This window comes from uncultured Flavobacterium sp. (assembly GCF_951805225.1).
GTDB lineage: Bacteria > Bacteroidota > Bacteroidia > Flavobacteriales > Flavobacteriaceae > Flavobacterium.
In genome coordinates this window covers 1,173,893-1,186,217 of record NZ_OX638201.1, presented here as the reverse complement: position 1 = coordinate 1,186,217, position 12,325 = coordinate 1,173,893, and the positions used below count along the sequence as shown (strand labels likewise).

Annotated in this window: 10 protein-coding genes; 4 read left to right on the top strand and 6 right to left on the bottom strand. The window is 32.1% G+C overall.

Features of this window, described 5'->3' with window-relative positions; genetic code table 11:
* Positions 1 to 27: 27 nt before the first annotated feature.
* Together WN975_RS05075 and WN975_RS05070 are read right to left on the bottom strand one after the other, a co-directional pair.
* Positions 28 to 1,143 carry a DUF4974 domain-containing protein gene (locus WN975_RS05075; RefSeq protein ID WP_337965535.1) on the bottom strand — a complete coding sequence of 372 codons (1,116 nt, stop codon included), beginning with the start codon at positions 1,141 to 1,143 and terminating at the stop codon, positions 28 to 30.
* Positions 1,144 to 1,277: 134 nt separating this feature from the next.
* The gene (locus WN975_RS05070) at positions 1,278 to 1,841 is read right to left on the bottom strand and encodes an RNA polymerase sigma-70 factor (RefSeq protein ID WP_337965534.1); all 564 of its coding nucleotides are present in this window, start codon (positions 1,839 to 1,841) and stop codon (positions 1,278 to 1,280) included.
* An 872-nt stretch (positions 1,842 to 2,713) separates the two neighbouring features.
* Here WN975_RS05070 and WN975_RS05065 point away from each other — a divergent pair.
* Positions 2,714 to 4,003: a hypothetical protein gene (locus WN975_RS05065; RefSeq protein ID WP_337965533.1), complete on the top strand. Its 1,290-nt coding sequence runs from the start codon at positions 2,714 to 2,716 to the stop codon at positions 4,001 to 4,003.
* Positions 4,004 to 4,261: 258 nt separating this feature from the next.
* On the opposite strand, the gene WN975_RS05060 is transcribed toward WN975_RS05065, so the two are convergent.
* The 4 genes from WN975_RS05060 to WN975_RS05045 form a co-directional block, all read right to left on the bottom strand.
* Positions 4,262 to 6,013 carry an alkaline phosphatase D family protein gene (locus tag WN975_RS05060; RefSeq protein ID WP_337965532.1) on the bottom strand — a complete coding sequence of 584 codons (1,752 nt, stop codon included), beginning with the start codon at positions 6,011 to 6,013 and terminating at the stop codon, positions 4,262 to 4,264.
* A 242-nt stretch (positions 6,014 to 6,255) separates the two neighbouring features.
* Positions 6,256 to 7,611 carry an MATE family efflux transporter gene (locus WN975_RS05055; RefSeq protein ID WP_337965531.1) on the bottom strand — a complete coding sequence of 452 codons (1,356 nt, stop codon included), beginning with the start codon at positions 7,609 to 7,611 and terminating at the stop codon, positions 6,256 to 6,258.
* A gap of 125 nt (positions 7,612 to 7,736) precedes the next feature.
* Entirely contained in the window at positions 7,737 to 8,609 is an 873-nt protein-coding gene (locus WN975_RS05050) for a helix-turn-helix transcriptional regulator (protein WP_337965530.1), read from the bottom strand.
* Between the two features lie 175 nt (positions 8,610 to 8,784).
* Positions 8,785 to 9,327, bottom strand: a complete 543-nt coding sequence (locus tag WN975_RS05045; protein WP_337965529.1) for a cysteine hydrolase family protein — start codon at positions 9,325 to 9,327, stop codon at positions 8,785 to 8,787.
* A gap of 322 nt (positions 9,328 to 9,649) precedes the next feature.
* On the opposite strand from WN975_RS05045, the gene WN975_RS05040 reads away from it, so the two are divergent.
* The 3 genes from WN975_RS05040 to WN975_RS05030 all read left to right on the top strand — a co-directional run bounded on the left by WN975_RS05040 (position 9,650) and on the right by WN975_RS05030 (position 12,319).
* The gene (locus WN975_RS05040; protein ID WP_337965528.1) at positions 9,650 to 10,402 is read left to right on the top strand and encodes a carbonic anhydrase family protein; all 753 of its coding nucleotides are present in this window, start codon (positions 9,650 to 9,652) and stop codon (positions 10,400 to 10,402) included.
* Positions 10,402 to 11,196 (top strand): DUF2490 domain-containing protein, encoded by a 795-nt coding sequence (locus WN975_RS05035; RefSeq protein ID WP_337965527.1) that lies wholly within the window; start codon positions 10,402 to 10,404, stop codon positions 11,194 to 11,196. The genes WN975_RS05040 and WN975_RS05035 overlap by 1 nt, the downstream gene beginning before the upstream one ends.
* 334 nt (positions 11,197 to 11,530) lie before the next feature.
* Positions 11,531 to 12,319: an SDR family NAD(P)-dependent oxidoreductase gene (locus WN975_RS05030; RefSeq protein ID WP_337965526.1), complete on the top strand. Its 789-nt coding sequence runs from the start codon at positions 11,531 to 11,533 to the stop codon at positions 12,317 to 12,319.
* The last annotated feature ends 6 nt before the right edge of the window (positions 12,320 to 12,325 follow it).

Genomic DNA, 12,325 nt, shown 5'->3' with positions numbered 1-12,325 from the left:
TTTGTGTTAAGTTCTTGCAGCACATTTTTACTGTGTCACAATCACCTCCTTTCCTGAAACTTTAAAGTGAACATCTTTACTTTCAAGCATTTTAAGTACCTGATCTAATTTTAAGTCTTTTTGGATTGCACCTTCAAAACGCTCATCCGGAATTTTTCCTTTATAAACTACATCGACATCATACCATCTTTCGATTTCACGCATGATTTCATCGTATTTAGCATTTTCAAAATAAAATAATCTGTTTTTCCATGCCAATGCCGATTCCGTATTAACGCTCGTAATATTCATCGCATGTTTACCCAGAGATACAATAACTTGTTGTCCCGGTTTTACGAGCATATTATTATCGCCTTCACTGATTTTAATTTTACCTTCTAATAAAGTGGTTTTCATTACAGGCTCATTCAGATAGGCTTTGATATTAAAGTGAGTTCCTAAAACCTCTACTTCCTGACCGTTTGAGAAAACTCTGAAAGGCATTTTTTCGTTATGCGCAACCTCAAAATATGCTTCACCGGTTAAGATTACAGCTCTGTCGCTTCCGCTAAAATAAGTTGGGTATTTTAATGATGATCCGGCGTTCATCCAGACATTGGTTCCGTCTGGCAATTGCACCTGAAAAGTTTTTCCGTTTGCAGTTACTAAAGTATTGTAAGCAACTTTTCCTTTTTGTTCCGTGTTATTTCCTTCATAACGAATTTGTCCTTCTTCGTCTTTGGTAATAACAGCATTTTCCTGATTGGCAATAACACCATTTTTGTGATCGCTCAAAACTACTTTAGTTCCGTCTGATAAAGTTAAGGTTACGCCATCAACTGGTTTTTCAACAACAGTTGGAATGACTTTATTAGAAGTTGATGTTGAAGATTTAAAATAAGTAACTCCAATTAATAATGCTACAGAAGCTGCAATTGCATATTTGTAATAGGCTTTTCTATTTTTTCTTGGGCTGACTTTTTTGTCAATTGCTTTCCAGGCTCGATCAAGATCTATTTCCTCGATTTCGCTTTCGTAATTATTTTTTACTCTTTCAAAGTATTCTTTGTTTGAGTCCGACTCGTTGTACCACGCAGCAAAAATTGATTCTTCTTTTGGGGAAAGAGTATCGTTTATTTTCTTTATGATCAGTTTAAATTCCATTTGCAGAATCTCTTTAAATTAACAATTACTTGATGTAATTTATAACTAAGACAAGCATAACAGAATAATGGGTGACAAAAGTTTAAGAAAAAATGAAGAAAAAATTAAATTTAACTCAAACCTAAATAACTTTCTTACAATCGGGTTGCAAATAAAGCAATTACAACCACCAAAGATTGATTGATTTTAGTTTTTGCTCTTGAAAGTTGTGTTTTTACTGTATTGACAGAAATACCTAATTCTTCAGCAATTTCTAAATATTTATAGTTTTCAATAAATTTAAGTTTAAAAATTTGCTGCATACTTTCAGGAAAAGTCTCGACAATTTTTAAAATCTGACCGTAGACAATTGTTTTTTCTTCTTCAGAAATTAAATCCAAATCTTCTTCGATAGTCAACATCGAACTTATATCAATTAAATTAAAATCGTCTGTAACTTTTAAGGATTTAAGATAGTTCAAACATTTATTGCGAACCATTGCATACAAATATGCTTTTAGGGAAATTTTGATTTCAATATCTTTTGCATTTTCCCATAAGGAAATAAATACTTCCTGAACTACATCTTCACTGGCTTGCTGATCAAATAGAAAATTATTGGCATAAAGAACCATCCCTTTATAAAATTGATTGAAGACATTTTTATAAACGGATTTGTTTTGGTTTTGAAGTTCTGCTAAGACAATATTTATTTCCAAAGTAATATCTAAAAGCCAATATTATACAAAAAAACAAATCTATGTAAATTTAGCTTATCTTAAAATTTAAATCAAATTTCTCAGAATAATGAATTAACGCTGTATATATCGAATTGCTTTTTACATTTTTCATTAAAAAACATATTTAATTTTATATAAAAACAGATACCTTAAGATTAATTTTACACTTTAATATTCCTATTATAAGCTCCTTTGTAATACTTACCTTAATTCATTTACGTACTATTTATTGAAAGAGTTTTTATTTTAATTTAAAGTTATGAAATTGCTTCTACTCCATCTATTAAAAATCACGAAAGTAAATGAATATAATTTGCATTTAAATTTCAAAAAATACTTTATAACTAACAAATAAACTATATAAGAGTAGCTTTAACTTCAAATGAGACTGGAATTTTCAATACATTTCCAGCTTCTGTAATAGATTTTAATACCTCAATAGCATAAAAGGTTCATAAAATATTTTTTTTGCAATCTAGCTCAACGCACTTGTAACCAATTTATTAGCAGACTTTGTAGTATGTGTGCGAACTGCTAAATAAATGGATGATAAATAATTCTTTAAAAAAAGCTTTATTTATCATATTTTTTATTTAACTTTAAAATTGAATAATTGATGTAGAAAGTTAATATTGATACTTTAAAAAAGTGATGTAATATATCGGTCGAAGTCTTTTATTTAATGGTTGATCAAAGAGAAATAATGCGTAGTGTTAAATTTTATTCCCTTATAGTTAAATATAAGTAAAGTCTATTAAAACTCAAACAAGTTTATCTACTTTTGAAAAAGCTCTGCAAGAAAAGAGCTTTAGCGATCCTAAAGAATTTATAATACCTAATAGCCCCAAACTATGAAAAAAATTACTTTAATTATTTGCTTACTAATGACAGTTGTTTTAGTAAATGCACAGCAGGAAAAAGGAATTATAGGATACAGCAACTGGCTGGATAACTGGACAGAATTCAAACCTCAGAAGACTGACTCCAAAGACGCAAATCAAATTTTAGCTGGAAATATCACAGAAAACACAAAATTGCTAAAAAGGAATGTATATATTCTTCAGGGAAATGTATATGTAACGAATAACGCTGTGTTGACTATTGAGCCAGGTACAGTAATTATTGGAGATGCTGTTTCAAAAGGAACACTTGTAATTACAAAAGGAGCACAAATTATGGCGGTCGGACAAGAAACAGATCCTATTATTTTTACTTCAAACCAGAGCATGAAAAAAGCAGGTGACTGGGGAGGCGTTGTAATTCTTGGTGATGCTCCGATAAATAAATTTGGAAACGTTGGTTCTTACAGCATGGATCTTGATCCTGTACTTACTGTATATGGAGGAAATAATCCTGCAGCCAATTCAGGAGTTTTAAAATATGTGCGAATTGAATTTGCCGGTAAAAAAGTAAAAGGAGTAGATACTTTTAATGCATTGACTATTGCAGGAGTAGGAAATAAAACCATTTTGGAAAACATCATGGTAAGTTACTCAGGCGGAGATTCATTTGCCTTTTATGGTGGAGACGTAAACGCTTCTCAACTAGTTTCATATAAATCAATTAATGATGATTTTAAATTTACACAAGGTATTCAATGTCGTTTATTTAATTCATTAGCCTTGAGATCATCTTATTTATCAAGTAACAAAGACGGTTCAAGATGTATGGAAGTAAAAACATATGAAAAGAAAAACGAAACTGACTTTACTAAAAAAGCAACATTTGTTACTGCTACAAACTTGACAATGTTAAACGACAGTGAAAATATTAAAGCCGATATTCAGTCAGGTTTAATAAAAGAAGCTATTTATGTTGCTGAGAATTCATCTTTGGAAATGAAAAGAACTGTAATTTCTGGTTTTAATCCTGCAGTACTAATAGACAGCAAAACTGAAATCAATGATGCTAATCTTAAAAAAATCAGATTTGAAGAAATGTTCTTTAATCAATGCAGCGGTAATATCTTTACAGAAAACAAAGCTGACAATGCAGATTTAGAAAACTGGTACGGAAACAGTGTATTCTTTAATGTTTATTCACAAACTGATAACAAAGAAACTTTTGTTGACATACTTAATACAAAAAGACCTGACTACAGACTTCAATTAGGAAAAATAACAGCTTCAAGCGGCAGATAAATCTAATTGTTTTACATAAAAACTAATAAAAAAGGAAACAGCGTTTACTCGCTGTTTCCTTTTTTTGTTTAGAATTCTTTTAAAATTCGGTCTGTTTGTTGTGTGATTTGAAGGCAAGTTGTTTTCAAAAACTGAACTATCATATAATGCTGATAAATAATGATATAAAAAATCGGAACACGATTACTCCTGTTCCGATTTAATTAATGTACTTATTGACACTTTTCAAAAAAATTCAATCAGTGCCGAATGAGGTTTTTATGCTATAGTATATTTTTTTTCTGTAACAGTAGTGATCGTGTCAGTTGTTACACTATCAACAAATCTCCATTCAGCTTCAGAAGATGATGCTGTAAATTTAAGATACGTATAACCTCTTTTATACAAATTTGCATATTCTAAATCATCAATCAATACTGTAAATGCCTGTGCTAACTCTACCGCTTTTGATGGATCTGAGGTAATTCCAAGATAAGCTTCCAATCCTGGAGACGAAACAGAACTACAAGCTATTTCAGTTCCTATATGATTTCCCTGCATATCGGTAAGTTTACCCAACCATGCATTATGAGTATCGCCTGCTAAAACCACAACATTTTTTCCGGAAAGCATCGCATACAATTGTTCTCTTTCTACAAAATAACCATCCCAGGCATCCAGATTGTATGGCAAAGTTGTGGTAACTCTCGCAATTTCCTGAGCAGTCAAAGAAGGATCGTTTTGTTTATGTCTCATTTTAATAACAACAAGTTGAGAGATTGTATTAACAAGAGCCTGCATGGTTGCCGGTTGTGCGCTTCCTAATTGACCAACTTCTGCTAAAATTTGGTTCAAAAGCAGCAACAACTCTGCAGGAATAAGCATTTTTGTCATTAAGATCTGTTGACCTAACACTTTCCATTTAGCAGTATCTGCATTGATCTGTGATCCTAACCAAGTCATTTGTTCGCTTCCAATTAATTTTCTGCTTGGGCTTAAAAGATCTGTTCTAAATTTTGTCTGGTCAAAATTTCCGCTATTATCAATATAATCAGCATAACTCATTTGCTTATCTCTTGCAATTACTCTGGTATCCATCATATAAAGGGAAAGAATAGTACCGAAATTAAAACTTCTGTAAATTCTAAGGTCTTTTCCTGTTTTTAGTGGAATGTATTCGCTATAAGCTTGAAAAGCAGCCATTTTTCTCATCTGAAAATCTCCTTCAGACGGCTGATGGTTTTCTGCACCGGATTTATAAGTATCGTTAGCAAACTCATGATCATCCCAAACACATATAAAAGGTTTTTTCTGATGCAAAAGCTGAAGATTTTTATCTCCTCTATATTGTCTGTATCGTTCTCTGTAATCGCTGAGGTTTAGAATCTCTCTTGCTGGTTTATGTTCTCTGCCTAATGCGTTGGTAAAAGGATTTGTTCCATACTGTCCCGGCGCATATTCATAAATATAATCTCCAAGATGAACTACTACATCGGCATCTGAAGAAGCAATCGCTCCATAAACATTGAAAAGTCCTGCCGGAAAATTAGAACAGGAAACAACTGCCATTTTTACATCATTTACAATATCTGTTTTAGACGGCAGCGTTCTTGTTTCTCCCGTAAAAGTTACTTGTTTGGTTTTGGCATTATAAAATCTATAATAATATTTTGTGTTAGAAGGAATGTTCTGAACATCTACCGCGATTGTAAAATCATTTGTAGAAGATGCTCCCACCTGCCCTTTTCTTGTTACTTCAGAAAATGAGGCATCCTTACTTAACTCCCAGGTAATTTCAGCATCTGAACCTGTTGAATATCTTGTCCAGATAATCACTCCTTTTTCAGTAGGATCAAAACTGGCTACTCCTGTCTCAAACCCTTCATTTTTCATTCCGTCTGGCGCACCGCTGTTATCCGTATTGTCATCGTTGTTGCAGCTTTCAATAAGTGGAGCGATGAAAACTCCTCCAGCAACCAATAAAGAATTTCTAAGAAACCTTCTTCTGCCTAAATCATTGTTATTTTCCATAAAAAAATTTTTATATCAAAAAAACAACTTAATATTACAACTCAAGTTATGGCATTTTTAACATTACCTTTCATTAATATTAACAATCCAATTACTATAATAAATTATCAATCTGCTTAAGATATTTAAACTGAAATTTGTTTTTTATAGGTCACAAAAAAAATCCCATTTTATTAGAAATGGGATTTTTTTATGTCTTAAATCCTAAACAGACATTGTACTTTAATGATTGAATTTATAAATTATTTTTCCAAAACTTTATTTATCACATATCTAAATCTTAAATACAGTAAGGCAGATGATGTCAACAATCCCAGAGTCAAACCGTACCAGATTCCCTTTACTCCTCCATCGAAATAAATTCCTAAAACATAAGCCACAGGCAGACCAATAAGCCAATAAGCGACAAAGGTTATCAAAGTAGGAACGTTTACATCTCCCATTCCTCTTAGTGTTCCCAGTCCAACAACCTGTGTACCATCAAAGAGCTGAAATAGCGCAGCAATTATCAATAAATGTGCAGCGAGCGCTACAACACTTGCATCATTTGTTATTAAGTAAGGTAGATATTGATTAAAGAGTGTAAAAATTACCGCAAAGAACATCATAAAAATGATAACTAAATGGTAAGATGCATAAGCAAACTTCTGGAGTCTTTTGTAGTTTTGATTTCCGAAACTATTTCCGACCTTAATAGTTGCCGCCGATGCAATTCCTCCTGCCATCATATAAGTCATTGCCGCAAGAGTTATTGCTGTTTGATGAGCAGCCTGTTCCGTTGCGCCTATATTGCCAGCCATTAAAGCTGCAACTGCAAATACTCCAATTTCAAAAACATACTGCATCGCCACAGGCAATCCTATTTTTACCACTTTTAGAATTTTTGAAAAATCAACAAACTTAACAGCGAAATGTTTTATATAAACCCTAAAATTCTCTGAACGAAGTACATACCACATCATAACAAGCATCATTAAAACCCTATCGATCAATGTTGCAATTCCTACTCCTTGAACTCCCATTGGCTCAATTCCAAACATTCCTTTTACCAGAATAACTGCAATAATTACATTTAGTACATTTCCCCATATCGTTATGGACATTGCTTGTTTTGTAAAACCCAGCCCTTCGGCAAATTGTTTAAAAGTCTGAAATATCATTAAAGGCAGAATAGATAAACTTAAAATAAGCAAGTAAGGTTTTGCTGTTTCTACAACCTGAGGATCCTGATCTGCATGTTGCATCGCAAACATAGAACCATAATATACTATTAAAAAAAGAAAAATTGCAGCGGCTACATTAAGCCATAAACTGTTTGACAGAAGCTCAGCACATTCCTTAAAATTTGATTTTCCATTTTCCTGCGCAATTAAAGGTGTCAATCCGTAGGCAACGCCTAATCCAATTACCAAAACGACCATGAAAACAGAATGAACGAGAGAAACTGCCGCCAAAGATATAGTTCCGGCATAATGCCCTATGATAATGGTATCAAAAGTCTGCACCAGAGTATGACCTAATTGTGAAATTACAACAGGTCCTGCTAGTGTTATTGTACTTTGGTAATATATTTTATTGGATTTGTATTGTTTGAACATATTAAAAATTTTACTGCCTTAAAGCAGATTAATGGATTGAAATTGTTACACCTTAAACTTTCATTTAAAGCATAGCAATTCTTTGTTGTAAATTTATCTTATTCTGTAATAACCTTATGAAAATGCTATGAAAATATACCATTTTGGTAATCTGAAAGGAACTGGCTGCTGGTTATTCCTGTTTGCGTTTTGAAAAATCGCATCATATGTCCGGGTTCCGAAAATTGAAGATCATAGGCTATCTCAGCAATAGTTTTTCCGGAATGTATCAGGTCATTCTTTATTTCAAAAAGCAGTCTCTGTTTTAAGAGTTCTGTTGCGGTAACATTAAACTGCTTTTTTACACAATTGTTAATTGTAATCCTGCTCACATTTAATAAATCGGCATAATAGTCAATACGCTGTTTCTGTCTGATATGTATTTCCAATAACTGTTTGAATTGGTAACCAAAGTTATTTTCTGCCCTATCAATTGAAAGATTGTTTTTATCAGCATAAATTCTGTTGAACTTCAAAAGCAGGTAATAAGTAAGAGATCGTATAATATGAATACTGTCTGTTTTGCTATTGACAAGTTCAGATTTGATTTCCATAAGTTTGTCAAGCGCTTTTTGAAGTTCTTCCTTTTCAATACTAATATTTAAGGGATAATTCAATTGATAAAAATAAAGAAGCCGATACGTAAAGAATTTGTCCGAAAAAAAATCATTAAGAAAATTTTCCTGAAAAACCAGAGCAGTATAATCCAATCCTTCTTTCTCCAAAGTCCATTGCCTTTTTTGAAAAGGAGAAATAAAAACAATCGTATTATCTGTTATATTGATTTTCTGTTGATTTAAAATTAAGGATCCTTTGGCAGTCTTAAAAAGCAATATTTCAAAAAAATCAGTATTGTAAGTATCGCGTTCCAAATATCTCTCACTCAGCATATCGCCATGTAATACATTGAGAAGCATTTCAACGCCACATTCTGTTTTATGAAATTTAACTGTTTCCATTTTCTTTAATTAGTTAACCTATTCAAATCCGTTTCTATTGCTTTTAAGATTTGTTATAATGTTATAATTAAAGCAAATTTACAACTTCATTTACAAATTACTTCAAACCAAAAAAAATGAGCAGTAATAAATTACGGCTCATTTTATAAAAGTGATTCCTTATTTACTTTTTATTTTACAAAAGCAAATAATCTTCTGTTGTGGTGATTTTTGCGTAAAAGAATTCTAATGCCGCCAAAAATGCATTATGAACATCTGCAGCCTTGACGTCATTACCATTTATTTGAAGATTCATTGTAGCGCAGGCATCTCCAATTACAGTACATTCAAATCCAAAGTCAACTGCAGCTCTTGTACCCGCGTCAATGCACATATGAGTCATCATTCCCGCGATTACCAAATGTGTTATTTCCTTTGACTGAAGATATTCCAATAAATCAGTCTCTCTAAAACTATTAGGAAATTGTTTGGTAATTACTTTCTCTCCTTCCAGCGGTTTTACATTTTCATGAATTTCTACCCCTTTTGTACCTGAAACAAAAATTGGAGAACCTTCTCCGGATATGTGCTGAACATGAACAATAGTCCCATTTTCTTTTCTAAAATGCTCCAATAGTTTCTTGGCGTTTTCACTTGCAGCAATAGGATTTACAAGTTCTAAAGCTCCATTTTCAAAATATTCTTTCTGTATATCAATTAATAATAATGCCTTATTCATTTTATTTTAATTTTAAAATTTACTTCTGACAAAATTAAAACTTAGAGTAACGATACCAGATACCAAAGCATTACCAATAGATACCATTTTGATAAGTAAAGATTTTTTCGTCTATGTTTAATCGCAATGTCATAGGACTTCGGGACTATGTGAGAGAATAAACCAATACATATCAACAATAGCAAAGTGAAATTTAAATTTACAAACTCTTCAAGTAGGGAAACAACCTCTTTTCCTGTTATATATAAGTACTGAACGAATATTAAACGGAAATGCCGAACACCGTTTTACAAAGTAGGCAGATTTAATTTAAAATAAAGAAATGGAGAATCAATTAAAATCATTGGTAATGCTATGCGCAGCGGCACTTTTGATTGCTTGTAACGGCGAAACAAAAACAGAAAAATCAAATTCAAATTCTACCTTAAAAGAAACTGTAAAACCTGTAGTTTCTCATGTAATGACAAAGGAAGAACAAACCAGACTTACGCCTGACGCAATTTTACAGGAATTTATAGAAGGAAATAAGCGTTTTCAGAGCGGTACCACTACGGTTCGCGACCATAGTAAACAAGCCCGAAAATCGGCACCAGGACAATTTCCTAAAGCGGTTGTATTAAGTTGTGTCGATAGCCGTGTACCAGTCGAAGATGTATTTGATCAGGGTTTGGGCGATATTTTTGTGGGACGTGTAGCAGGAAATTTTGTAAACGAAGACTTATTAGGCAGTATGGAATTTGCCTGTAAGGTTTCTGGCGCAAAATTGATTTTAGTAATGGGACACCAGCACTGTGGCGCTATAAAAGCCGCAATTGATGATGTAAAATTGGGAAATATTACAGCCATGCTTTCAAAAATAAAACCTGCCGTAGCAATGAGTCAAGATTTTAATGGTGAAAAAACGTCAAAAAATGATAAATTTGTAAAACACGTTTCAGAAAACAACGTGCTTTATGCTATCGATCAAATTCGCAAAAAAAGTCCAATTCTTAAAGAAATGGAAGATAAAGGAGAAATAAAAATCGTAGGTGTGTTTTATAATTTGACAGACGGAACCCTTGAATTCTTAAAATAATGAACAAAAAAAAATATGTATTAATTCTCGTTTTTTTAATTGGCAGTTTACAATCTGTAATCGGGCAAAATAATCGTATTAATACAAACAACAGCATTGGATGGTATAACTTTTTTGGAACATTTAAAATCTCAGAAAAATTTGGAATACATACTGAATACCAATGGCGAAGAAATGAAATGATTACCCAATGGCAGCAAAGCTTATTAAGGGTTGGATTAAATTATAACTTAAATTCAAGAGTTCAATTCCGGGTTGGTTATGGCTGGATCGAAACCTATCCTTATGGAGAAATACCTATTAATGGAATGGGCAGAGATTTTACAGAACATAGAATTTTTGAAATGGTACAACTAAATCATAAAGAAGGAATCGTTGATTTCTCGCATAGATTTATGTTAGAACAAAGATTTGTAGGCAGGTATAGTTCTATAAATGAGACAACAGAAGACGAATTTCCGTTATTGAACCGAATGCGATATATGATAAGAGTTCAGGTGCCTTTAAAAGGAAATGAAATAAAAGACAAAACGCCTTATTTAGCTTTCTATGACGAAATTTTTATTGGATTTGGAAAAAATGTAAATATGAACGTTTTTGATCAAAACAGAATTGGAATTTTATTAGGTTACAGATTTAATAAAAACATAAGAATTGAAGGAGGTTATCTAAATCAAATCGTACAGTTGGGAAGACAAATAGACGGAAAAAATGTTTTTCAAAACAATAATGGAATTATATTGAATACCAATTTAAACTTTGACCTTACGAAAACAAATAAAACCATCGAATAGAACTTATTAAGAATCAAATAAAAAAGCTAAAAAGTGTTACTTTTTAGCTTTTTTGTTTCCTTTGGATTTGTTCCATCATAAACCACACGAACGTGTTTGTCTCAATACTTCACAAAGTCAACTGTCAAGAATAAATGAATACTTAAAAATTAATTGAGTTTATAGCAATACTAAATATTGTCAGGTTGCGAAAGCAGTTCATTGCATTTTTTTATATAAAGTCAAGCTTTAAAATGGACGTAAGAATGTATCACGTCTTCCCACTTTTGTATAAGCACTAACGTAAACTCCTACTCTAACTTTGCCTCATTATTAATCATATAAAGAAATAAAAATGAGCAAAACAATTTTAATCACAGGAGCATCTTCAGGTTTTGGATTGATGTTAGCAAACGATCTTCACAAGAAAGGATTTAATGTAATTGGAACCAGTCGTGAACCGGAAAAATATAAAGTTCCTTTTAAATTAATACGTCTGGATATTGATGACGATAATTCAATTCTTGCCTTTAAAGAAAAACTGTCTTCTGAAACAAAACAATTAGATGTTTTGGTTAACAATGCAGGTTTTATGATTACTGGTATTGCAGAGGAAACTCCTATAGATGTAGCCAGAAAACAATTTGAGACCAACTTTTGGGGAACTGTTAAGGTTACTAATGCATTATTACCTTATTTTAGAAAACAAAAATTTGGACAAATTATAACCGTAAGTTCTATTGTTGGTTTGATTGGACCTCCAAATTTATCGTACTATTCTGCTTCAAAACATGCAGTTGAAGGATATTTCAAATCACTTCGCTTCGAGCTAAATTCCTTTAATATTAAAGTTAGTGTTGTTGAACCTGTTTGGTTTAAAACCAATCTTGGGCACAATGCCATTTCTTCAACAGGAAGTATTCCGGATTACAATATTTACAGAAAAAAAGTCAATGCTGCTACTCAAAAAGGTTTAGACGAAGCAGAATCACCAGATGCAGTGGCAAAAATTATTACCAAATTAATTGGAACAAAAGAACCAAAATTCAGTAATCCGGTTGGAAAAATGTCTGGTATGATTGTATTCCTACAGCATTTTGCCCCAAAAATGTTTGAAAGTTCAATATTAAAAAGCATCAAATAATCGAAA